Raw genomic sequence first — 23,367 nt, forward strand, 5'->3', positions numbered from 1 at the left:
TTCCTTAGAAAAAACATGTATTGGGCAAATTTCCTGCATATTTATCAACCACCAACCCAAAAACCATATTGGGTGAAGCGAGTCACTGAAGAGTCGTATCGAAAAATCGTTGCTGAATTAAAGCGCGCTCCGGGTGCTAAACTCACTCTGAACATTAGCGCGGTGCTTGTTGAATTGCTGGATAAGAATGGATGTGGAGATGTTATTGATGACATTCGTCTCTTGCTCGAGCGTGGACAAATTGAATTAACCAGCTCAGCAAAGTTTCATCCATTACTACCAAAGATTCCCAAGGATGAAGTTATTCGACAAATCCAACTGAACGACGAAACGCATCGTAAATATTTTGGTGAACTCTACAAGCCGAAGGGATTTTTCCCACCTGAGATGGCCTTCTCTACCGATGTGGCAAAGATCGTAAAAGAGCTGGGCTATGAATGGATCATTGTTGATGAATTATCCTTCTCTCGCGAAATCGGCAATATTGATTACAGCAAGCGCTACACGGTTGAGGGTCTGGATGATTTTTCCATCTACTTCCGTGAACGGCGCATGAGCTACAAAATCCTTTCCGGACAATTAGGATCCGGCTCGCTTCTTATTCAGAGCCTGGGTGATCGATTAAAGAAAAATGAATACCTCCTAACTGCAATGGATGGAGAAACTTTCGGCCACCACCGTCCAGGTATGGAGCACCTCCTTTTTGAGATTTACGAATCAAAGGAACTCGAAACTATCCTTATCTCGGATATCCCAAAACACTTCCCAGAGTCCACGCCGATTGATCCTTTGCCATCCACTTGGGCGCTGATGGAAAAAGACCTTGAAAAGAATGCGCCGTTTTCTCGCTGGCTTGATCCAGGTAACACAATTCATGAACGACAATGGGAATTAACCAACCTGGCGATTAAGGCGGTACATGCAAGCGATCAAAGCGATCCAAAATTTCCTGAGGTGCGGACAGCGCTTGATCGAGCAATTCACTCAGATCAATACTGGTGGGCCTCGGCAAAACCATGGTGGAGTATGGAAATGATTGAGGCAGGCGCTAAGGAGCTGTCTGATGTGGTATTAAACGCGCCAGGCTCAAGTGAAGAGGAGAAGGAACGAGCGAAACAGCTCTACCAAGAAATTATCTATACCGGCTTTGACTGGCAGCGATCTGGTTTAGTGGAAAAGCTTTCCCAGCAAGAGGATGAGGAAATACGACAGCGAACTGATGAAGCTATTCCTGAATTACCTGCTGAAGAAATTGATAAAATTATTGCGAACTTGCGCAAAGATATCGATGATGTGGTGAAGCGAGAAGAATACGAGCGAGCAGCTCAATTGCGCAATCGCATTAAAGAACTCGAGCAATATCGAGACAAAAAAAGTAAAGAATAAGCAGGTTCTTATATAGAATACGTGCAGCGCGTCCAAATGGGCGCGCTGTTTGTAAAAAAATGCTACAATAAGTGAAGCATGTCACGACTTTCCGCTGAAAAAGTACACTCACTACTCAAACAAAAAGCTGTTTTTAAGGCTGAGATTACCCATGTGGTACTTGAGAAACACAAAGCCTTTTCTCATTCCAGTCGACTTGCTCGCTATATCGTGTCTCTGGCAAATGGGCAAACAAAATATATCCGAGCAAATGTTTGGCCAATCTCAGCTTTTCGTATTGCAGAAGCGCTCAGCGCACAGCAAAGCTTAAAAGCGCCTCAACCGATATACTACGACAAGAGTAGTCACACTATTCTTTACGAGGAACTAAATGGTGACACCCTGCGCAGCGTGCCGCTCACCGCAAAAGCATGGAAGCCCATTATTCCTAAGGTTGCTCAACTCCTAGCCGCTTTTCATCAAACGCCACTACCTAAGGGCTTAGCACCTGAGACGCAAAGCGCCGCAAAGAAGCGAAGAAAAAACCTTGTCCAAGGAATACAAAAGGCTGATAAGGGATATGGCGCACTAGCGAAAGTTGCGTGTAGCCAGCTCGAGTCACAGATTGCTCGCCAGGCCGGAAAAGTAAAGGCACTCACCCATGGCGATTTCCAGGCAAGTAATATACTCATCGCAAAAAAGAATCTCTCGCTTATTGACTTCACGCTGAGTCGACCAAATCATCCAGCCAGCGACCTTGGTCTCTGGTTAGTACATTGGCAGGCTATGACGCGCGATCACCTTAGTCACACACAAAGGGAAGAGTTGGGCTATCTCTTTTTACAGTACTACTTCTCAGCCGTGCCAAAGGCCTGGCACGCACCTATCCGAGCAATGCTTCCAGTCTATGTGAGCGAGGCCACGCTCGAGGTCGCCGCTACCACCTTGCTTATGTACGGCGCCCACGATACCAATGTTCGCGCATTACTTGATGAATTATTTTCTAGTTTGCACTATGTCTGAACGCATCCTCTTTATCTCAGCCGAAGTAACACCGCTCGCAAAAGTCGGGGGACTGGCCGATGTGGTTGGCGCCCTACCTCCAGCTCTACGAAAACTGGGAGCTGACGCTCGTATCCTCATGCCAAAGTATGGCGTGATTGATGAAGAAAAATATCCCATGGAAATACGTGGGCAAGGCATCCCAGTCCAGATTGGACAAGGTACGGTGTATGTCGATCTATGGGAAACAAAATTACCTAATACTGACACTCCGGTCTATCTCATTGGTAATGACAAATTTTTCGGAGGAAGCCGTATCTATTTTGATGCTTCAGCTTTTGCCAGCCAGTTTGTGGAATTCGAGCGATTCCTTTTCTTTGCCATGTCGAGCGTGGCCGTGCTTGATGCACTCGAATGGAAGCCTACGATTATTCACTGCCATGATTGGCACACCGGATTAATTCCCGCTTTACTCAAGCAGGAGAAGCCTCGCATCGCGACAGTCTTCACCATTCATAACCTAGGCAACCAAGGTAAATGGAACACGCCAGATATTTTCCGCTTCCTAGGTTTGCAAGCGCAGGATCGCGCATCATTTAGCCTGACCGACTCCCAGGGTAATTTTAATTGTTTGCTCCAAGGTGTAGTGAATGCAGATGCGGTAAATACGGTTAGTCCGAGCTATGCCAAAGAGATTCTCACTGCCGAGTATGGAGAGGGTCTCGAAAAAACACTTCAGCAACAAGGTGACCGCCTAATGGGAATACTGAATGGGATTGATGTTGAACGCTTTGACCCGAGTCGTAATCCTGACCTACCTGAACATTTCAGTGCGGAGAAGCTTGAGGGAAAAATACGAGCTAAGGAAGCGCTTCAAAAAGAATGCAATCTCGAAGTAAATAAAGAGGTCCCTCTTTTCAGCTTCATCGGTCGACTCACTGATCAAAAAGGTATGGACCTGATCGGACAATCAGTTGAACATATTTTGAAGCTTGGTGGTCAGCTGGTTCTACTCGGCAGTGGAATGGATGAATTTGAAAAAATTGCCCAGGAAGCGGCGGCAAAATATCCCGGGAAGGTGTACACAAAAATTGGCTTTGACGCAGCACTGGCCCAACGGATATACGCCGGAAGTGACTTTTTCCTCATGCCCTCAAAATATGAGCCATGCGGACTGGGGCAAATAATTGCCATGCGCTATGGCACTATCCCAGTAGTCCGAGCAACTGGAGGCTTGAAAGATACCGTGCCAGACTATACCATGAATAGTGCAGAGGGTAGGGGGTTTGCTTTTACGCCATATGCGGCCAGCGATCTCCAAGATGCTATTACCCGAGCGCATCAGCTTTATCAAAACCAAACCGAGTTTATTCAACTGCAAAAACGCATCATGGGTATTGACCTCTCCTGGAAGCAATCAGCTCGCCAATACCTTGATCTCTATACCCGCGCCCGACAAGAACAACGACCATGAAACAAAGTGAAATCCGCCAAGATTACGTTCATAACCGAGTAGTCATTATCTCGCCAGGTCGCTCAAAGCGCCCGCATGATTTTCATCCTACTGGCACGCCGCACCAGGTTCATCGAGCTGAGTGTCCGTTTTGTCCTGAGCAAGTAGATAAGGTGAAGGCGGTAGCGAGCTACAAAGGTCAAAAGCCTTGGAGTATTAAGGTTATCAAAAACATCTTCCCGGCGGTTCGGAAAGATAATCCTAAGGCCTACGGTGATCAAGAGGTTGTTATTGAAACGCCTGAACATGATTTAGAGCTATCAGAACTTTCTGTCGAGCATATTGAGCAACTTTTGAAAGTATATGCTGACCGTACTTGGGCGCAATCAAAAGACAAGAAGATTCAATACATCATGATCTTCAAAAACAACGGGGGTCGAGCTGGCGCTTCTATTGACCATGCTCACTCTCAAGTGTTTGCCACAAACTTCCTCCCACCGCACATTGTCGATAAGCTTCGCCGCGCTGAGGAATATCTTATCCGCTATGGAACTTGTTACTACTGTGACTTGATTGCGAAAGAGGGTAAGGGACCGCGCATGATCGAGAATAATGAATTTGTTTTTGTGGAAGCTCCCTATGCTTCATCGTATAATTACGAAGCTTGGATCTTGCCAAAGCGCCACCTCGATAATATTACGAATCTCAATAAGGCGGAACGTCTGGCTTTTGCAAGGGCGCTAAAAAATATACTTGGCAAGTTAAATAGCATTGGCCTCCCATATAATTACTACCTGCACCAGGTGGTTCGCTATGGAAATGAACACCTTTACTTCCGTGTAGCACCGCGTCGTGATGTATGGGCAGGAGTGGAATTAGGATCGCGACTTATTGTGAATACCGTACCACCGGAAGACGCCGCCGCCTTTTACCGCGGTGACGATGAGAAAAAGAAAGGTAAGAAAAAGTCCGCAACGAAAAAGCTTTCTAATAAACGAAAGTCCGCCAAGCGCAAATAGCTCGTACTTGCCAAATCCCATGTCGTAGCCGAAGCATTGAGCTTCGGCGGCTTCAATTGATAAAAGAAAACCCCGACCACAGCGCTAGTCCTCGTGCATAGACACGTGGATAGATGTGATCGGGGAAAGTACGGAGCTACTGGTAGATTGACTTCACCTGACCCCAACTCCTGCTGAGGGTTGGCACCGGCCCGATTGTACCATAGGTCCGGAAGAGCCAATCATACGGCTTTTCTTCGCCTGCACTGTAGGCGGTGCCGCCAGGGTATTCGCATCCACCTTCTACCCGTCGTTCGGTGGCCCAACCGTTGTTTGAATGCGAAACAGGATGAAGGTAGTAGGTGGCGCCAGGCTGAATGGTCACACCACCGAAGTCGAAACTGATCCAGTTGTCCCCGCCCGACTCAACGTCTTGCGTCGCAACAGCCAGAACACTCTCGCCAGGCACCACTGAGTTCTGGAGAAAGAGCGTCACCGTACCCGCGGCTGGGTAAAAGAACAGCTCAACACCGCACAAGTAGTCCATCGTCGGCGTGAAAGACTGCAACAAACAACTTGAAAGTTCTTCCTCTGGAGTGCAGTACATACTGTGTCCAAAAGTCGGACCGATGATTGGTTCACAGCTCTGGTCGAGGTCACCGCAGGGTGCTTGCGCATTCGCGCTGCTTGCACACAGCACCACCAAAGCAAAAACGAGGCCACTGAAACGCGACATGAGACACCTCCCACTTTGTTTGTAAGGAGCCTTGATTAGCTTTACTGCTTCAATAATAAACCCCGACCACAGCGCTGCGCAAGCACAGCCGTGGCCGGGGAAGTACTGTCACCAGCCATCCATAGTGGTTGACTGGTAATGGAAGTTGCGCTCCTCGATCATGCCGGGATCAACGAGACGATCTCCATAGTAACGCCAGTAGTAAGCCCAGCGTCTCATATCGTCGAAGCTCAGACGCCTCCCAGTACAAGAGAGACATAGGTCACCGGCCTCCAAGGTGCGGCAACGCAAATCCCAGTAGAGAGAACCCTCCGTATCGAGTGGGTATTGACGCCACTGACCCCTGCACCAAGCAAGAGCGTCGCGCAGATCACGGTCATTGCGCTGATGCCACTCCTGCACCAACTCAGCTTGGAACTCGGGCTCGAGGGTCACTCCCTGGGAAAGAGTGATGAGAAGATTCTGGGCGCTCCGATCTCCGCCGGCCTGACCCTGAATCGTTCTCCAGGGCTTGGCCTTCATAAACGCGAGGTCCCAGACCTTCTCTCGGTCGCTCCGAGCATCAGCCTGAGCTAATGTGGCGAAACCGAACAGCATCAACACTAGGACGGTAACCCGAATACGCATGCATCTCCTCCTTGTTTCATGTGCGGTTGTCGATGTACAGCTGCGTACCGTATACTACGGGTAAGCAACCTTGTCAATCCTTATCCTTCGGAATTCAAGTTTATAACATTAGCATTATGGGTAGTTTCATCGAAATCAACGACACGCTCCAACTTACTACTGAGCAAGGCTTTCCCTCGGAGCTTACTTTAGAGAAACACTTGAAAAAGGCGTTCACTGTTGAGGATTTTAAAGACCAAGTCTTTGAATTTCACCACAAGCCGGACCTGCGGATCTACCACCTTAAACCTACTCGAGTATTTCTCGTTCATAACATTGATGGTAAGTGGTTGTATTGGGGCCACGCCATGATACTTGAAGAAACGCTCCACGCAGAAACGAAAACAACTTCCGGGAAATTTATCATCACAAAAATTTATTCACCCGAGCACCAAAGAACAATGAGCACTATCGAAGTAAGCGAAGGCAAGGAGTATCCTTTTGATGAGTAAATCTCTAGTGCTGCAATCGTGGAACATTAACGGTATTCGGGCTGCAGTGCGTAAGGGCTTTACCGATTATCTCAAAAAAGAAAAACCTGATGTAATTGGTCTGCAGGAAATAAAAATAAGCGAAGAAGCGCGCTTGGCTACTGAGTTTGATTTTGGAGGATATGTGGAGCATTGGCACTCAGCAAAAAAACCTGGATATTCCGGCACTGCGGTGTTGGTAAAAAACGGTATCGCACATACAGCTCTGCCGAAACTAGCCTGGGACGACGAAGGACGAATTCAAGCCATCGATATGGGGAAGTATATTTTCCTTAATATCTACTTTCCTAATGCCAGTAATGACGGCTTGAAGCGCCTAGCCTTTAAGATGCAGTGGAATGAAAAGCTGCTTAACTACCTCAAGCAACTTGAAAAGAAAAAACCACTTGTCATCACGGGTGACTATAATGTGGCACATGAAGAAATTGACCTAGCTCGACCGAAAGAAAATACCCAGAGCCCGGGCTTCACTCCTGAGGAGCGTACCTGGATGACGAAGTTTCTCAAAACAGGTTACGTTGATACTTGGCGTGAAGCCAATCCGAAGAAAGTACAATACACCTGGTGGAGTCAGCGCGGTGGCGCTCGCAGCCGAAATGTAGGCTGGAGGATTGACTACTTTTGTGTGAGTCAAAAATTCCTCAAACAAACAACTAAACCGGCTATCCTCGACCAAGTGATGGGCTCAGATCACTGTCCGGTTAGTTTAATAGTATCCTCATAGCCGCTGCCTCCGGGCTTTGGCGATGATGAAGTAACGTTTATTCATCTCATATTCCATTGACATCTGCTTTGACTCAAGGTAATTCAGCTAACCATAGAAATACTGTGGTTAGCTCCTTGAAACAAGTCGAATTTGGAGTACTGCAACGCCTGCAGACAGCCAAAATCGACGCTTCCATTAGCGTGACACTGAGCACGTTAAGTGGAGGTTATCATGTCACGGCAAGAAACCTGTCCTCGATGTGTAAAGAAAAACGTTTACGGCGCTCCTCGCCTGAGAATCACCACTGGAATCACTTGGCTTTGTTACATTGCCTTGTTTACGGCGCTCCTCTGTCTCGCCATTTTCCTGGGAGAGCCAAGCTCTTTCAAGAAGAGCATTGTGCTCATGTTCATCATCGTTAACGCGGCAACTCTGCTAGGCGCCGCTCACGACCTCCTGATACCCAAGCGGGTTTGGATATGGCGCGATAGAGGAGACAGTGTACATATTCACAAGGAAGCTCCAACGCTTCCCGACTTCGACTTCTGTGGATTCAAACATCCACTCGTTATGGCCTGGATCAACCGGCCGTGGCGTCGAGCTGACCTAAGTTGGGGTGCTGACACCTCGGGCATGTGTCTTCCTGAAGTCACTATGTCTTGGACACGCAAACGTCCATACTTCATCGTCACCTACCACCAGCTTGGGACGATAACGCAGACTATCCGGATTCGGATAACTGAACCATCCACCATGCTCGACACCCTGAACTGGATTCGCTTCGCACCCAACCCTTTCAACTTTCAGGCGCACCTCGAGTCGCTAGATAATGAGAGGAGAGTCTCCCATACACTACACGAGCAAACAGAGTGGCTTACCTGGCTCAATGAACTCGTGTGCGCGCTGTACGTGGCTACCGAGCGACGGCGTACCTCGCTTGGCCAATCTCCTCATGGTCAGTTTGTTCACGCTTATCTCGGCCACCTGCTTGGCTTCATGCGAGTCCACAACATAACAGGAAGGGAAAGCCCAAACCATGCGGTCCGGGTAGAGGATGAGGCAACACAGATCGCCGACACCATCGCGTCAGCTAAGCAGGAGGGGGGTAAACACTGGGCAGAACGAGCTGCGGACAAGGTTTGGGAAAACCGAAATCGAGCAGCGCTTGAACCCGTCACTGAGTCGTGACAATTCTACGCGCCCTGATCTCTAGGAGATTGGGGCGCTTTTTACATTGACGAAATTTTCTGCGCTTGCTAGCGTGAGTCCGCATGAGGAAATGCCTCACGTAAGCTCTTTACAATAGAGCAATCCTGTAACAAGCCGACGCAAGTAAGGCAATTTGCATCCGCTTGTTTCCCGCCTTGAAAAATCAGGGCCGGTAAGGAGTAAAAATGACCTGCGCGAAAGAATCTACCAAAGAGTTGGATCTCACCAACTACCTACCTCTTCCCAGGGGCGGCTTGCGATGGACGGTCTCCACGCTATGCTTTTCCCTTGCTGCTTTTCTGGGACTCTTCTTGCTCTTCAAAATGGCCGTCAATAGTGAGGGGCTATGGTGGTCACGCCTGTTCTACGGCTGCCTGATTATCGCCATCTTAGTCTCACTACTTGGATTTTTTGGCTTGAAGCTACTCCGATTCAACTATGCGTATTGGAGAAGAAATGTGAGGGGTTACTACATCTCCTATCCGCAAATGGATCGAGTGTACTATCGTGGCGAGCGGGCCAAGGAAAGCTTGGCACTCGTAGAGATGCACCTAGCTCTGGGCGGTTGGCGCCATCAACTTGGGAGCTTTCATCGAGGCTTTGTGGTTACCTCGCGAGACACTTCCGCGGACTCCATCTTTTGGTATGGAGTAAAAATCGTTCAACAATCACCACAACCTTCAGGGCTTCGCGTGATCGTCTACAGTCACCGGAAAAAGGAACAAACACCACCAATGAGCCTACGGCATGCCAGCGTGCTTATCGGTAAGTTATGCCGCAACCAGAGCTCCTTGGAACTTGAGTTTGCAACCTTTCTCACCAGTGAAGATGGGCTCGTTAACGCCTGTATTCGCTTGCTTGAACGGATAAAGACAACCTCGCGCTTATCCTCTACACAAGAAGGTAGGGCCTTTGCTCGAGATCTTGCAACTGCGGCACTCAGTCACTCCATTCGTGGAACTCGGGAACACCGAGAACTTGTGGATCTGCAAGAATACTGGGGTCGAACCAGGTAGACTCACTTCTCAGTGACAATCCTACGCGCCCTGATCTCTAGGAGATTGGGGCGCTTTACTTTATCTGCACAAACCGTCGCTTCCCAACCTGAAGCAAGGGTGCCTTTTTTGCATCCAATTCCTTTGCGCCATCTTTCTCTACCTTGCCATCAATACGGACCGCTCCTTGCTCAAGCATGCGACGTCCTTCTGACTTTGATGGCACCAACTTTGCGCTGACTAAAATTTCTAACAGCGTGCTTTTTTGCTTCAGGCTGAACTCTGGCACCTCGTCTGGAGTGGCACCTTTTTGAAATACATTTTGAAATTCAGTTGCCGCCTTATCCGCATCGTTTAAGGAATGATATTGTGCAACCAGAGTATGGGCCAGCTTTGCTTTGACGTCGCGGGGATTATGGCCTGACTTCAAGCCTTGCGCCATTTCCTCGATCTCGGATAATGGTAAACGACTTAGTAAGGTAAAAAACGTAACAATCTGCTCGTCAGGAATACGCATGAGCTTGCCATACATATCTTTAGGCGTGTCAGAGAGCAATATTGCGTTGCCATAACTCTGACTCATCTTGCGCTTCCCGTCAGTACCGACGAGCAAGGGCATAATTACTAAATCTTGCGGAGACTGTTTTGCAGCCTCTTGAAGTGGGCGCGCCTGCAGCTCGTTAAATGTTTGATCACGACCAATCACTGTCACGTCAGCTTTCAACATTACCGAATCATAACCCTGCAAAAGGGGGTAGGTAATTTCGTGCAATCCAATCTCTTTGCCCTCTTTCATGCGTTGCTGAAACATGTCCCGCTCAAGCATGCGCTGGACGCTCACCTGAGAGAGTAAGTGAAGAAAATCCTCGGCTGACATTTTATCGTACCACTCAGCATTTGAACGTACTTCAACCTTCTTAATATCAAGTATTTTACCTAACTGTGTAACATATTTCTTGGCCAGGCGATGTACTTCTGCGGCCGAACGAAGCGCTCGACGCTCAGCTCGATCAGTTGGATCACCGAAACGGGCCGTAAAACCACCGATTAGGAACTGGATAGTGTGACCTGCTTCTTGAAATTGGCGCAACTTTTCATAAATAACTGCGTGACCCAAATGGAGGTCGGCAGTGGTCGGATCAACTCCGTGCTTAATCTTTAGCTTCTTGCCTGAGGCTAGCTTCTTCTCTAAGGATGCTCGAACTACGACCTCCGCAACGCCTCGGTCAAGTAAATCGCTTCTCATTGATTGGGCCTGTTTTTTCGCCATAAGAACAGTTGAAAGTATAGCAAAAAAATGCTAAGATAAGAACTGCTTCGGGGCGCATACTCGGCCCCGCTTCTCTACAACGAATGCCTATCCCTACTCTCACCCCACGCTCTCGTAATAGTGCGGCTACCTGGCGCAGTGCTAAAAATATGCCGGGATCTGAGCGACCTCGCAAATCTCGCCCCATATGGAAACGGCGGGAATTTTGGGTGCGTCGCGCGCTTCCTGTTGCTGCCGGACTTTTTCTGATTGGCGTGCTAGGAGTGGTGGGATTATTTGCCTGGTACTCACGCGACCTGCCTGACCCAAACGGTATAGTCGATCGTTCAGTTGCGCAAAGCACTAAAATATATGCTCGCGACGGGGAAACTCTACTCTACGAGGTGCACGGCGAAGAACGTCGCACTGTTGTTGAGTTAGAAAAAATTCCATTTAACTTACAAAAAGCCACCATTGCCATTGAGGATAAAGATTTTTACAAGCACGGCGGCATTGATTTTCGTGGACTCTTCCGGGCTGTCTTTACAAACATTATTAATCTCGACGTAACGGGTCAGGGCGGTTCAACTATCACCCAGCAGTTTGTAAAAAACGCCATCCTTACTACTGAGAAGAGCTACGTTCGAAAAATTAAAGAGGCGGTGCTGGCCTATCAAATTGAGAAACGCTTTACAAAAGATCAGATATTAAAGCTGTACTTCAATGAAATTCCCTATGGTCGTAATGCTTATGGCGCCGAAGCTGCCGCGCAGGTATATTTTGGCAAATCAGTCAGCGAGGTGAGTCTAGATGAAGCAGCGCTCTTAGCCGCCCTCCCTCAGGCTCCGTCCTACTACTCGCCTGATGGTAATCATGTTGATCTACTTGAAGGTCGGCAAGGTCGCGTCCTGCAAAACATGGCTGACCAGGGCTACATTACTCAAGAAGAAGCTGACGCAGCAAAAGAAGAGGACACGGTGGCGAAAATAATTCCACGCCGAGAAGTGATTAAAGCGCCGCACTTTGTTATCTATGTAAAAGAGCTACTCACTGAAAAATACGGCGAGAAGCAGATAGAGCAAGGGGGATTGCGAGTCATCACCACACTCGAGCCAAATCTGCAGCAAATGGCTGAGGATGCGGTGAGTAATGGTATGGCAAAAGTGGAGCGCTACGGTGGATCAAATGCGGCCCTGGTATCCCTAAACCCACAAACCGGCCAAATACTCGCTATGGTTGGCTCGCGCGACTACTTTGATGCCGAACATGATGGGAACGTAAACGTGGCCCTTAGACCACGTCAGCCTGGTTCCTCTTTTAAACCCATAGTCTATGCTCAGGCTTTTCGGGAGGGCTACACTCCGGAAACTATTTTATTTGACCTGATTACTAACTTTGGTGGCACACCAAACTATATTCCACAAAACTACAACGGCCGAGAAAATGGTCCAGTCACTATGCGTAAGGCTTTAGCTGGTTCTCTTAATGTCCCAGCAGTAAAAACACTTTATTTGGTTGGCGTAAATGATGCAGTGAATTTAGCAAAGAGCCTCGGCTACACCACACTGAATGATCCTGACCGCTATGGACTCTCGCTCACCTTAGGGGGCGGAGAAGTGAAGCTCTTAGAGCACACGGCTGCCTTTGGTGTTTTTGCAAATGAGGGCGTACGACAATCTACTGTTGCCATACTCCGAGTCGAAGATCGAAATGGAAAGATCTTAGAAGAAACAAACGAGGGTGAAGGAGAGCGCGTCTTGGATCAAAATGTTGCTCGCGAAATTTCCAGCGTACTCTCTGATAATGGAGCCCGGGCATATATTTTTGGCACGCAAAACTCCCTTATTCTGTCTGGTCGACCAGTTGCCGCAAAAACTGGTACTACAAATGATTTCCGAGATGCCTGGACCATGGGCTACACTCCTAACCTGGTTACCGGGGTATGGACAGGGAACAATGATAACTCTGAAATGAGCACCGGCGCTGATGGGTCAGTTATTGCGGCTCCGATTTGGAAAAGCTTTATGCAAGCAGCCACGGCCGGCGCTCCAGTGGTAAATTTCACCGCACCAAAGCCCAATGATGCAGAAAAACCAATACTCCAAGGTCGTTTAAGCTCTGGGGAAACCTTAACAGTAGATACGATCACTGGTAAGGAAATCCCAAGTGAGTGTGTAGATGAATGGCCCGAGGAGTTTAAGAAGCAGAAAGAATTAGAGCAGGTGCACACTATCCTTTATTTTGTGAATAAAGATAATCCCCGTGGACCAGTTCCTGATAACCCAGCCAGCGACCCTCAATTCACTCGTTGGGAAGAACCGGTCCGACGCTGGGCCGAAGAAAACGACAAGTTGGTCGATCGTCCAGCCAAGGAGGATTGTGATCTTCGAACAATAGCAAACACTCCAAAGGTAACAATTACTTCACCTGCGTCTGGAAGTACTATTACGGGGAACAGTGTCTCGGTAAGCGCTACGGTGGACGCGACGCGCGCTATTACACTTACAAAATTCGTTATTGACGGGGTGGAAATAACCGAAGACACAACCGCGCCTTTCCAAGCCTCGCTCGATGTGAGTGATCTTGAAAATGGTTATCATAAGTTAAAGGTTATTGCCTACGATACTGTTGAACAAGCAGGGTCTCAAACAATTGACGTAATTATTCAACACGAAAGCTCTGGCACAAGCATTTACTTCACTGCCCCAGTACCCGGCAGTCGTCATGCAATAAGCGATGGGGCGATATCAATTAGCGTTGTAGCCCAAAGCGCGATTGGTATTGATTCAGTAAAAGTAAATATCACCGACGCGAATGGTGTAGTCACAAAACTTTCCACTTCATCAGCTAGTGGATCACGCTATAGCACACAATGGACCCCTTTACTCGCAGGGGACTACACTATTCAAGCCATCATGACGGATGATGATGGTGAAACAACCAGCACAGACAATCTCAGTGTTAGTATCACTGCGGATTAACTACCGTAAACGATATCGTATTGCCTGCAAGCGAACGCTATGCCCATAGCGTTTTTGATAGGCCGCAGCAAAGTCCTGACGTATCCTTGCCTCATGTGCGCGTAGTTGGTTTGCCAGAGCAGCTGAAGAAACGCGCAGGGTAATTATATTGTGCTTAAAAGTATCCAAACTAATATCAGCCTGGATGTTTTGTGTTAGTATTTGCTGAATACAACCCTTCATCACGTCAAAAACTTGAGTCGCTTCTACTTGAGGGACTATGTTTGCCTTACGCAGGGATCGACCAATGAGTGATTGAAAGCTTTGCAGCGGCACGATTTATTGCCGAATCGGCATAATAAGATAGGTGTAGGACTCTTTATTCGTCGGACGAAATACTCCCGGTCCATCACTATCGGTTAACTCAATCTGCACCTCTTCACTACTCATACTTGCTAATCCATCAAGTAAGTAGCGGTAGTTAAATAAGATGCTTGTTCCTTCTCCGTCCACCTGTCCTTCGAGGTGGGTAGAGTGCTCACCAACTTGCGTATTGGCCGCCTCGATGGTGACGCCCTTTCCTGCCACAAAGGCTAGGGTAATATCATTAATCCCAGTTTTGCAAAAAAGACTTGCTGCTCGCACCTGTCGACTCAGCGCCTCTACGGAGAAGGTGGCAGTGGTAAGATGTTCTTTTGGAATAATCTCTTGGTATTCAGGATATTGACCTTCAATGAGACGAGAAACAAGCTCTATATCGCCAATACGGAAGAGTATCTGGTTCTCGCCTAATATAATACTCATTTCATTTTCCTCGGTATCTAATATCCGCACCACCTCTTGAAGAGCTCGACTTGGCACAATAACCGCTCGCGTGTCTCCACTTGCGTTAATGTTTATCTTTCGCTCGGCTAAACGATAGCTATCCGTAGCAGCCAGCACCATGTTGTTATTCTCGATTTTTACATAGATGCCGTTTATCTCGGGTCGTGAATTATCATTTGCTGCAGCAAATAACACTTGAGTTAGAGCTTGGCGTAAATCGTTAGTGGCCGCTTTTGTTATGCTTTTTTCTTCCACGCTTGGGATGACTGGAAATTCATCAGCGGCAATTCCCTTCATGGTTGTAGTTGTTTCACCGGTGGTGATGTGTAAACCCTCTTCACGTAATTCAATATCGATCCGTACATTCGATAAAAGATTCACAAAGTCGTGAAGAAGTCGACCCTGTATGGTATACGCGCCTGGTGTTTCTACTTTTGCTCGGACCATGCAAGTAACACCAATTTCAAGATTTGTTGCTGATAGACGTATGCCGGTTGACTCCGCGGTAAGAAGAATATTTCCTAAAATTGGTAAGGCTGCGTTCTTTCCTACAGCTCGTGACACAATGGTTAATCCACGGATAAGGTTTTCTTGTGTACAGGAGAATTTCATAGTAGATATTTTATATAAAACAGGAAGTAGTAATAGTAAGGGCTGGGGAAATGTGGATGAATGTGAGAGGGGTAAGTTTTAGGTAAGTAATCCGGGCTTATTTTACTTTTCATTTTTTTCTCTCATGTGTATATCATCGGCATCCTTATGTGCACGGTGTGTGAGAGGAAAGGGGATGAAAAATGTCATGTACACTTATCCAGTTTTTGTGCGGATACCATCCCCAAAGATATCCCAATACTTATCCGCAGCTTATCCTGAGCCGTAGAGACGCTGAAGAATCAAGCGCAGGTTTTCCTGAAGGCGCTCATCCTCACGCAGCTGACCAGAAATTTTTGTTACCGCATGCATAGCAGTCGTGTGATCCCGATTACCTAACTCATAACCAATACTCGGGAAAGAGCTTTGAAGCTCCTCACGCATAAGATACATAGCAATTTGTCGGGGGACTACCAATTCTTTCTTACGGCTCACCCCAAGGAGATCAGCGATTTCAAGCTCGTAAAAATCAGCCACTACTTCAATAACCTGCCGCGGAGTAACACCACCGCGTTTTGTTGAGCGCGTAACCGAAGAAAGTAGCTCTTTTACTGTATCCATGGTAAGTGATTTACCGCTTAACTCTTGGTAAGCCACCACACGATTGAGGGCGCCCTCTAGTTCACGAATATTACTTTGTACATTTGTGCCGATGTAATGCAAAATTTCAGAAGAAAGTAAAAGGTTTTTTTCTCGACACTTCACATCCAGGATAGCAATACGCGTTTCTAGGTCTGGCTGGGCAATATCCGCAATCATTCCCCACTCAAAACGAGAGACAAGACGGTTTTCTAGTGAAGGAATTGATTTTGGTGGACGATCAGAAGTAATAATAATTTGTTTATTCGCCTGATGGAGCGCATTAAAGGTATGAAAAAACTCTTCTTGAGTTCCTTCCTTACCTGCCAAGAACTGGATATCGTCTACCAAGAGCACATCAACGCCACGGTAGCGATTTTTAAACTCCTCACCGTTTCCCTTACTAATAGCGCGAATGAATTCATTAGTAAATTTTTCTGAGGAGACGTAGAGCACACGCTTCGAAGAGTCCTGGGCAAGCACCTGATGGCCAATTGCCTGCATAAGGTGCGTTTTACCTAAGCCAGCACCCCCATAAATAAACAAAGGGTTATAAATTAACCCAGGTCGTTCTGCTACTGCTACGCAGGCCGCTTTTGCGAGTTCATTGGATTTGCCGGTAATGAAGGTGCCAAAGGTGTAGCGAGGATTTAAGGTAGCGTTTTCTGGTATCTTAGCGGTGGACGGGGCATCACTCACCACGTTCTGCGCTACGGGCGTCTCAGCCACGGCTACTTTTTGTAGGTTTTGGGCAGCTGGGGCTTTGCTTGGTGATTCTACTTTATAAGAAACCTGCACCTGAGCAGATCCAAGTGCCGATTTTACAGCTTTAAGTATTGATTCGTGGTATTTGCTCTCCAACCAGGCCTTAGTAAATGTATTAGGAACCCCGATAACCACACTATTTTCATCTTGGGACGCAACAAAAGTGTTACTAAACCAAGTAGTGAAATTTGGTCGGCTAATAAGTAGTTCTAATTCGCCTAATACGGCCTGCCAAAGCTGTTCATTGGTCATAAAGCATGGGGAAATACTCCCAAAAAGACCGTGGATAACTATAGCATAAGCAAAATAAATTGGCTAAAATTAGCCAAAAAAATAGAAAATGTGGATAACTTGTTCATACCATGTGTATCAAGCGGTTGAAAAATAGGCGCATTGTACCTTTTTCAAGAAGCTGATAAAATAGCAAAGATTTCTATGCCTAAGCGTACCTATCAACCAAAAAAGCGAAAAAGAGCAAAAACACACGGCTTTTTGGCGCGGAAACGAACAAAGACCGGACGACGAGTGGTGCAACGACGCCGACGTAAGGGTCGGGCTCGTTTAGCGCAATAAAATGTTGCCGGCAGCTGCTCGCCTCCGCAAGGAGCAAGACGTACAACGGGTACGGCGTTTTGGTCGTCAGGCTCGAACTACCCACCTGGCGGTAAGGGTGGCGAAAAGCTCAGTAAAAGGTCCCCGCCTCACCGTGGTTGTGGCAAAACGGGTAGATAAGCGAGCAACAGTGCGTAATAGTATAAAGCGAAAAATCAGAGCGCAGCTGCAAGAGCTCTATCCCAAACTTTTAACTCACTGTGATATCCTCATAAGTACCCAGCCCTCAACAAAGAATTGCACAAGCAGTGATTTGCGGGCTGATCTCGAATTCCTATTTCGACGCTTACGACTTTTTCACTCATGACGAGTATTAGCATCTTCCTTATACGAGCCTACCAGCGGAGTCTTTCGCCTGACCATGGATGGTTGCGCGCACGCTATCCTTATGGATACTGCCGATTTCACCCAACCTGTTCTATGTATGCCATTGAAGCTCTTCAGCGGCATGGTTTTTTCCGTGGTACATACTTAGCAGTTCGTCGCCTGCTACGTTGTCATCCTTTTCACGAACCTAGTATTGATCCAGTTCCTAAATCACAGCAATGAACATCATCGACATCCTTCTCTTTAATCCACTCTTTAACGGGCTCATTGGTACCTATCATATTTTGCCAGGGCAAGATATGGGAGTGGCGATTATTGTGTTAACCATAGTAGTGCGTGGGATTTTGGCGTATCCCTCAGCCAAGTCAATCAAAGCTCAACGCGAACTGCAGTTGATCCAGCCAAAACTTGAAGCCCTGAAAGAGCAGTACAAAGATAATAAGGAACAGATGGGTCAAAAACTCATGGAGTTTTATAAGGAGCACAAAGTAAATCCTTTTTCATCTTGTTTACCAACACTCATTCAACTTCCCATAATCTTTGTGTTGTATCGAGTGTTTATTAATGGGCTAGCCCTGGACCCAGAAACCGGCACCTTGGTTGCTCATCAAATTGATCGTTTGTATGGCTCCTTGCATACTATTTATGCCACAACGCCAATTCACACGACAGCCTTTGGTTTTTTGGATCTCACGGCACCTCATAATATTTTATTAGCCCTAGTCACTGGCGCCTTGCAGTTTTGGCAATCGAGAATGTTAGTGGCCCGACAAGCGCCAATTAAATCAAAAGGTGCTCGAGACGAAAACATGGCTGCGAGCATGAGCAAGCAGATGATGTATATTTTCCCGCTAATCACAGCGTACTTTGCCTATCTCTTCCCAGCCGGACTTGCGTTGTATTGGCTGACCTCTACGCTTTTCCAAGTTGTGCAGCAGTATATTCTTTTCCGTCGCGTTCATCCATCTAAGGAGCTTGATGACCTCACCGCTTCGCAAACATAGCCTATTTCATCTACCCGTTGAAACAAAAAGTGGCCAAGCCCTGGGTCACATTGATGATATTGAACTTGATCCGATGACGCAACAAGTTCTTCGGTATTATGTGAAAAGCGGTCATCTAGTTGCCGCGCTTTTGCAAAAAGAGCTCATCGTTGCCGCTGAGCAAGTACTGAGTATTACTGAAGAAAAAATGGTGGTGGATGACCTCGTGCTACCACAAGCTGATGAAGGTATTGCCTCAGCTACGAGCGCCTGATGGTTTTGTGACGCTAATTTCCCTCCCCATTTTCCCTTTCGGAGTGATGGTTATCCGATAGGTAGGCACTTGAGGCCACTCAAGCCTTTTTCCTTTTGGCCACTCAACTACAGTCACAGTATTTTTTTGCCCAAGGTATTCACTCATACCTAGGTCTTCTACTTCAGCAAAGCTACCTAGGCGATAGGCATCAATGTGCATGAGTCGTTGTATTTTCTTCCCCAGGGTTGAATACATTTTTACCAGCACAAAGGTGGGGCTACGGACCGGCTCCTTTACCCCAAGTGATTTTGCTAGGGCCTGGGTAAAGGTGGTTTTTCCAGCCCCTACCGGGCCGTAAAGCAGGACTAATGTGCCGCCCAGGTTTTGGCGGGAGAATTTTTGGGCAAAGCGGCGGGTATCAGCCGGACTGCTGCTGTAGTAGGTTTCTGGGGTGGCCAGATGTCTTGACGTAGGCATAATCTATAGCTATACTATCCTATTCTTTATCTACCCAGCAATTTTTCATGGAACTCTCGACCAAGGAGCAAGTTGTTGATGCGCTGCGTTCGCGTGAAAGCATCCTCATCGTATTGCCAAAAAATCCCAGCCCAGATGCCATAGCTTCTGGGGCGGCCCTGTCTACTATTTTGCGGGCCATGCAAAAAGAAATCCGGATTGTTTCGAGTGATTTTCAATTTCCTTCCTCACTAGGCTTTTTGCCTGCTCGGCCTGATATCCATACCGACCTGGACGCTGACCGTAAGCTGGTTATTAGTCTCGCTCTCAAGGAGACCAAACTAGGCGAGCTATCGTATGACGTGCAAGATGACATGTTGAAAATTTTTATTACCCCAAAGGGAAAAGGTTTCCATGAAAAGGATGTGAAGGCGTCATTAGGAGAATATAACTTTTCACTCATCATCACCCTCGACACACCATCCCTGCAAAGCCTGGGTCCGCTTTTTGAACAAAACGCCGATCTCTTTTATCAGGTTCCGATTGTAAACATTGATCATCATCCGACAAACGATTCCTTTGGGCAGATTAACTATGTTGATTTAGTAGCGACGTCGACCTCAGAAATTGTGCTTGATCTTATTCAAGAGCTAAAACCTGATGTGTTAGATGACGCTATGGCAACAAATTTACTGACTGGAATTATCACAAAGACCCGATGCTTCCGTAGTCCAAGCGTTACCCCAAAAGCGCTCTCTGTCGCCTCTCATTTAATTGAGATGGGAGCAAAGCGAGAAGATATTGTGCGACATCTTTATCAAACACATTCACTCACCGCTCTGAAACTATGGGGACGAGCCTTAGCACGATTAAAAGAGGCGCATCACGGACAGTTTGTCTGGACTATTTTGAATCGCCAGGACTTCCAAAAATCTGGAGCGGATGCCCGAGCCTTGCACGGAGTAATTGATGAGTTGATTGTAAACATGCCTCGCGCTCGAGTGATTCTAGTAGTCTATGAGGGGGAAGATGGTCAAATTCATGGTTTGGCCCAGAGCGATAAGCAAATTCGTAATCTTGCCTTGTTTAAAGACTTTCAACCAAGCGGCACAGACGAGTACGCTGAGTTGCGTTTCCCAGATGAGAGCCTTGAAATTGTGGAAGCAAAAGTAGCAGAGCGAGTCGAAGCATATTTTCGAACGCAAGGACTTCTCTCCTAAGCAGTAGCCCCCAGGTTCCGTTCTCCTCCTGAAGCGTGTATACTTGAGAGGCTGTATTATGGTAGCTACATCCTCATCTTCCAACACTAGTTCATCTCACTCCATCCCGATTGCTCCAAAAGAAGTCGAGCAGCGTTTTGATAGAAAAATGGAGCAAATGAAGCAGCGAGAATTAGAGCGTCAGGTGCGCGATGAGGCCATTCGGCGAGGTTTGGGATATACCACCTTAGTAGGAGTGCCGATTGACCAAGACAGCCTCAAGGCCATACCCCGCGAAACTGCGCTGCAAAGGAAAATGATTTGCTTCAACCGTAGTCGCGAAGAAATGCGTGTAGCCGTACTTGATCCGAATCAAGAGGGTTTGGATGAGTTGCTGCAAAAATTAAGTGAGGAACAAAACCTGGCGATCGGTCTCTACCTTGTTTCGCCAAAAAGTATTCAGGCAGCCTTAACGCAGTATGATACTTTGCCGCAAATTAAACCCCAAGTGAGTGGCGTGCAAGTAACAGAAAAAGATTTGAATCGCTTCCGCAAAGAACCAACCCTACTCAAAGACCTGGAGGATCAACTCAATCGCATTCCAGTTACTGATGTGTTGAGTTTATTACTCGCTAGTGCAACACAATCCCGAGCAACAGATATTCATATTGAGGCTGAGGAAAATGACGTGAAGATTCGCTTCCGTATTGATGGCATCCTACATACCGTTGCTACCTTACCAAAAGAGTCATGGAAAAAACTTATTAGCCGTATCAAGATTTTGGCCGGCCTGAAGCTAAACATTGAAGACAAGCCACAGGATGGTCGCATTACTTTACGACTCAGCGACGATGAAGTTGATATCCGTGTTTCCACCGTACCTACTGCCTATGGCGAGAGCGTGGCCCTTCGTTTACTTCTCGCTTCAGAGGCTGGACTTACCTTAGACGACCTGGGATTGCGTGGACAAGCCTTCGAGCAGTTGAAGCGAGAAATTAGTCGACCAAATGGCATGATAATTACCACTGGTCCAACCGGGTCCGGTAAAACCACGACGCTCTATGCTTTCTTAAAGCAGTTAAATCGACCAGAAACAAAAATCCTTACCCTGGAGGATCCGATTGAATATAAGCTGGAAGGCATTAATCAGAGCCAAGTGAATCCCGAGGAAGGGTACAATTTTGTGCGCGGATTAAAGCACGCCCTCCGACAAGACCCAGACATTGTTATGGTCGGTGAAATTCGTGATTTGGAAACTGCCGAGATTGCTATACAAGCGACACTGACTGGTCACTTAGTGATAAGCACGCTGCATACCAATAATGCGGCCGGTGCAGTGCCGCGTTTCTTATCGCTTGGCGTGAAGCCATTCTTACTCGCTCCCGCCCTGAATGCAGTTATTGGTCAGCGTCTGGTACGGCGCTTGTGTCAGGAATGTAAAAAGCCAGCTGAGTTGGATGGTGAGACAAGCCAGCGGATTAAAGAGTATTTAGAAAAAATTCCCGAGGATTCAAAGTTCCGACCAGACATGTCAAAACCGCTTACCTTCTACATCGGCGGCGGCTGTGAAGTCTGCGGCGGCATTGGCTATCAGGGTCGTGTTGGTATCTACGAAGTGATGACCATGAACCAAGAGTTGGAAAAGCTAGTACTGGCCGGAAACACGTCTGAATATGATATTGAGGCTAATGCGGTAAAGCACGGCATGATTACCATGGTGCAGGACGGTTTACTAAAAGCACTCGACGGCATTACTTCAGTAGACGAAGTCTTCCGCGTCGCGGAATAAGGAAAGCAGCTCCGTCAATTGACTAGAGCTGCTATGTGTTGAGTGCGGTGATCACTGAATGATCAACTAGCACGCCTTGACGTCCTTCCACCTCTACCGGAAGCGTGATTCCAGAAAGGCTTAACCTCTCAGTATCACTCTTCCAAAGAAGAAGAACGTAGTTGTTGAGGAGCTCGCCCGGGGGCAGTGCATACACATCGAAGTGATCGCTTGAGGCGATCGGATCGCTGCTTGCAGCCCTTTGAGCACGCTCGAGTAGCCCGTCAGAGAGTTGTATCATAGCTGATTTCCTCCCACATTTGGTTGTTCTCTGATGAGGGTCGTGGAATATACCATGGTTGTTTTATTTGGTCAAGACTACGCGGCAATTAACTCATCCGAGTAGGCTCGTTCAGTAATTTCATTTAATATATATTCGTCACGGCGAAGGTTTGAGATGGTGACCATTTGACCATCCTTAAACATCTCTGCTTGATAAATTTCTTGATCTGACTCCGAGCTGAGAGTGACTTTTGCATCACCGAAATCGATAATATAAAAATTTCCCTCATTATCAATCATCACATTTCCGAAGTGTAAATCACGATGATAAATATTTGCTTCGTGCAGCTGTAAAATCATTTGCTTGAGCTGGTCCCTCATTTCCTTAATTTCGCTTTTCTCAAAACGACGTCCTTCCCTTTTCATATCACGAAACCATTGTTCAAGTGTGCGACCCTCGATTGCCTTCATAGCAAGTAAGGCGTGAAAATCGCCATTGCCTTCTCGACTTTCAATATATGCTAAGAGAGGAGGAACCCGTATTCCCGCCCGTTCTGCTTCTTGATGAATTTCAAATTCTCGGCGGAGGGTGTTTACTGTTGCGTGAGGGTCATGGATTGTTTTTGTGCACGTTTTATCAGAGTAGAAAGGATCTTGACCAACCCAGACTTCTCCTGATTTTCCAATTCCGAGCTGTTCTCGTCTCTCATATTGTTCTTGAAAATGCTCCAGTAGCTCTCGAGCTGTCTCATCTATTTCAAATTCCTTAGCCTCAGCGTTTCGACCTCGGAAATATTCAGTGGTAAATTGGGCGCGTTCAATGCTCATGTATTG

At 47.2% G+C, this 23,367-nt stretch carries 25 protein-coding genes; 16 read left to right on the forward strand and 9 right to left on the reverse strand.

Annotated features, from left to right (window positions below; genetic code table 11):
* The first annotated feature begins 15 nt into the window (after positions 1-15).
* The 4 genes from H6760_04730 to H6760_04745 all read left to right on the forward strand — a co-directional run bounded on the left by H6760_04730 (position 16) and on the right by H6760_04745 (position 4,839).
* Positions 16-1,386 carry a UvrB/UvrC motif-containing protein gene (locus H6760_04730; GenBank protein ID USN53431.1) on the forward strand — a complete coding sequence of 457 codons (1,371 nt, stop codon included), beginning with the start codon at positions 16-18 and terminating at the stop codon, positions 1,384-1,386.
* A 78-nt stretch (positions 1,387-1,464) separates the two neighbouring features.
* On the forward strand, positions 1,465-2,388 hold the full coding sequence (locus H6760_04735) for an aminoglycoside phosphotransferase family protein (GenBank protein ID USN53432.1): 924 nt from the start codon (positions 1,465-1,467) through the stop codon (positions 2,386-2,388).
* The gene (locus H6760_04740; GenBank protein USN53433.1) at positions 2,381-3,841 is read left to right on the forward strand and encodes a glycogen synthase; all 1,461 of its coding nucleotides are present in this window, start codon (positions 2,381-2,383) and stop codon (positions 3,839-3,841) included. Before H6760_04735 ends, H6760_04740 begins: the two co-directional genes overlap by 8 nt.
* Entirely contained in the window at positions 3,838-4,839 is a 1,002-nt protein-coding gene (locus H6760_04745; protein ID USN53434.1) for a DUF4931 domain-containing protein, read from the forward strand. The genes H6760_04740 and H6760_04745 overlap by 4 nt, the downstream gene beginning before the upstream one ends.
* A 136-nt stretch (positions 4,840-4,975) precedes the next feature.
* Here the strand turns inward: H6760_04745 and H6760_04750 are convergent, their stop codons facing one another.
* Together H6760_04750 and H6760_04755 are read right to left on the reverse strand one after the other, a co-directional pair.
* Positions 4,976-5,554, reverse strand: coding sequence for a hypothetical protein (locus H6760_04750; GenBank protein ID USN53435.1), 579 nt, complete (start codon positions 5,552-5,554; stop codon positions 4,976-4,978).
* A gap of 108 nt (positions 5,555-5,662) precedes the next feature.
* Entirely contained in the window at positions 5,663-6,181 is a 519-nt protein-coding gene (locus H6760_04755; protein ID USN53436.1) for a hypothetical protein, read from the reverse strand.
* Between the two features lie 116 nt (positions 6,182-6,297).
* Between H6760_04755 and H6760_04760 the strand changes: the two genes are divergently transcribed.
* The 4 genes from H6760_04760 to H6760_04775 all read left to right on the forward strand — a co-directional run bounded on the left by H6760_04760 (position 6,298) and on the right by H6760_04775 (position 9,642).
* Positions 6,298-6,672, forward strand: a complete 375-nt coding sequence (locus H6760_04760; protein ID USN53437.1) for a hypothetical protein — start codon at positions 6,298-6,300, stop codon at positions 6,670-6,672.
* Positions 6,665-7,435 carry an exodeoxyribonuclease III gene (gene xth / locus H6760_04765; GenBank protein ID USN53438.1) on the forward strand — a complete coding sequence of 257 codons (771 nt, stop codon included), beginning with the start codon at positions 6,665-6,667 and terminating at the stop codon, positions 7,433-7,435. Before H6760_04760 ends, xth begins: the two co-directional genes overlap by 8 nt.
* Positions 7,436-7,648: 213 nt before the next feature.
* Entirely contained in the window at positions 7,649-8,605 is a 957-nt protein-coding gene (locus H6760_04770) for a hypothetical protein (protein USN53439.1), read from the forward strand.
* Positions 8,606-8,949: 344 nt separating this feature from the next.
* On the forward strand, positions 8,950-9,642 hold the full coding sequence (locus tag H6760_04775; GenBank protein USN53440.1) for a hypothetical protein: 693 nt from the start codon (positions 8,950-8,952) through the stop codon (positions 9,640-9,642).
* A gap of 55 nt (positions 9,643-9,697) precedes the next feature.
* Here H6760_04775 and H6760_04780 read toward each other — a convergent pair whose 3' ends face one another.
* Complete coding sequence (locus H6760_04780) at positions 9,698-10,891, reverse strand: tyrosine--tRNA ligase (GenBank protein USN53441.1); 1,194 nt, start codon at positions 10,889-10,891, stop codon at positions 9,698-9,700.
* Between the two features lie 149 nt (positions 10,892-11,040).
* On the opposite strand from H6760_04780, the gene H6760_04785 reads away from it, so the two are divergent.
* A complete protein-coding gene (locus H6760_04785; protein ID USN53442.1) occupies positions 11,041-13,851 on the forward strand; it encodes a PBP1A family penicillin-binding protein in 2,811 nt (936 codons plus the stop codon).
* On the opposite strand, the gene H6760_04790 is transcribed toward H6760_04785, so the two are convergent.
* The 3 genes from H6760_04790 to dnaA all read right to left on the reverse strand — a co-directional run bounded on the left by H6760_04790 (position 13,852) and on the right by dnaA (position 16,902).
* Complete coding sequence (locus H6760_04790; GenBank protein USN53443.1) at positions 13,852-14,166, reverse strand: hypothetical protein; 315 nt, start codon at positions 14,164-14,166, stop codon at positions 13,852-13,854.
* 3 nt (positions 14,167-14,169) lie between these two features.
* Positions 14,170-15,267, reverse strand: a complete 1,098-nt coding sequence (gene dnaN, locus H6760_04795) for a DNA polymerase III subunit beta (GenBank protein ID USN53444.1) — start codon at positions 15,265-15,267, stop codon at positions 14,170-14,172.
* A gap of 252 nt (positions 15,268-15,519) precedes the next feature.
* Positions 15,520-16,902 (reverse strand): chromosomal replication initiator protein DnaA, encoded by a 1,383-nt coding sequence (dnaA, locus tag H6760_04800; protein USN53445.1) that lies wholly within the window; start codon positions 16,900-16,902, stop codon positions 15,520-15,522.
* 183 nt (positions 16,903-17,085) lie between these two features.
* On the opposite strand from dnaA, the gene rpmH reads away from it, so the two are divergent.
* From rpmH to H6760_04825, 5 genes are read left to right on the forward strand one after another with little or no spacing between them, the layout of a single operon-like run.
* Entirely contained in the window at positions 17,086-17,223 is a 138-nt protein-coding gene (gene rpmH / locus H6760_04805) for a 50S ribosomal protein L34 (protein ID USN53446.1), read from the forward strand.
* A 1-nt stretch (position 17,224) separates the two neighbouring features.
* Positions 17,225-17,569 (forward strand): ribonuclease P protein component, encoded by a 345-nt coding sequence (gene rnpA, locus H6760_04810; GenBank protein USN53447.1) that lies wholly within the window; start codon positions 17,225-17,227, stop codon positions 17,567-17,569.
* Positions 17,566-17,811 (forward strand): membrane protein insertion efficiency factor YidD, encoded by a 246-nt coding sequence (gene yidD / locus H6760_04815; protein ID USN53448.1) that lies wholly within the window; start codon positions 17,566-17,568, stop codon positions 17,809-17,811. The genes rnpA and yidD overlap by 4 nt, the downstream gene beginning before the upstream one ends.
* Positions 17,808-18,593 carry a membrane protein insertase YidC gene (locus H6760_04820; protein ID USN53449.1) on the forward strand — a complete coding sequence of 262 codons (786 nt, stop codon included), beginning with the start codon at positions 17,808-17,810 and terminating at the stop codon, positions 18,591-18,593. Before yidD ends, H6760_04820 begins: the two co-directional genes overlap by 4 nt.
* The gene (locus H6760_04825; protein USN53450.1) at positions 18,568-18,846 is read left to right on the forward strand and encodes a PRC-barrel domain-containing protein; all 279 of its coding nucleotides are present in this window, start codon (positions 18,568-18,570) and stop codon (positions 18,844-18,846) included. Before H6760_04820 ends, H6760_04825 begins: the two co-directional genes overlap by 26 nt.
* Here the strand turns inward: H6760_04825 and tsaE are convergent.
* A complete protein-coding gene (tsaE, locus tag H6760_04830) occupies positions 18,829-19,305 on the reverse strand; it encodes a tRNA (adenosine(37)-N6)-threonylcarbamoyltransferase complex ATPase subunit type 1 TsaE (protein USN53451.1) in 477 nt (158 codons plus the stop codon). The two genes, H6760_04825 and tsaE, sit on opposite strands and share 18 nt — an antisense overlap.
* A gap of 47 nt (positions 19,306-19,352) precedes the next feature.
* Here tsaE and H6760_04835 point away from each other — a divergent pair, with 47 nt between their 5' ends.
* Together H6760_04835 and H6760_04840 are read left to right on the forward strand one after the other, a co-directional pair.
* A complete protein-coding gene (locus tag H6760_04835) occupies positions 19,353-20,504 on the forward strand; it encodes a hypothetical protein (GenBank protein USN53452.1) in 1,152 nt (383 codons plus the stop codon).
* A 58-nt stretch (positions 20,505-20,562) separates the two neighbouring features.
* Entirely contained in the window at positions 20,563-22,272 is a 1,710-nt protein-coding gene (locus H6760_04840) for a type II/IV secretion system protein (GenBank protein USN53453.1), read from the forward strand.
* A 31-nt stretch (positions 22,273-22,303) separates the two neighbouring features.
* Here the strand turns inward: H6760_04840 and H6760_04845 are convergent, their stop codons facing one another.
* Complete coding sequence (locus H6760_04845) at positions 22,304-22,552, reverse strand: hypothetical protein (GenBank protein USN53454.1); 249 nt, start codon at positions 22,550-22,552, stop codon at positions 22,304-22,306.
* Between the two features lie 77 nt (positions 22,553-22,629).
* Positions 22,630-23,361: a protein kinase family protein gene (locus H6760_04850; protein ID USN53455.1), complete on the reverse strand. Its 732-nt coding sequence runs from the start codon at positions 23,359-23,361 to the stop codon at positions 22,630-22,632.
* Positions 23,362-23,367: the final 6 nt, after the last annotated feature.

It is taken from the genome of Candidatus Nomurabacteria bacterium (assembly GCA_023898465.1).
Taxonomy (GTDB): domain Bacteria; phylum Patescibacteriota; class Patescibacteriia; order HK-STAS-PATE-3; family HK-STAS-PATE-3; genus HK-STAS-PATE-3.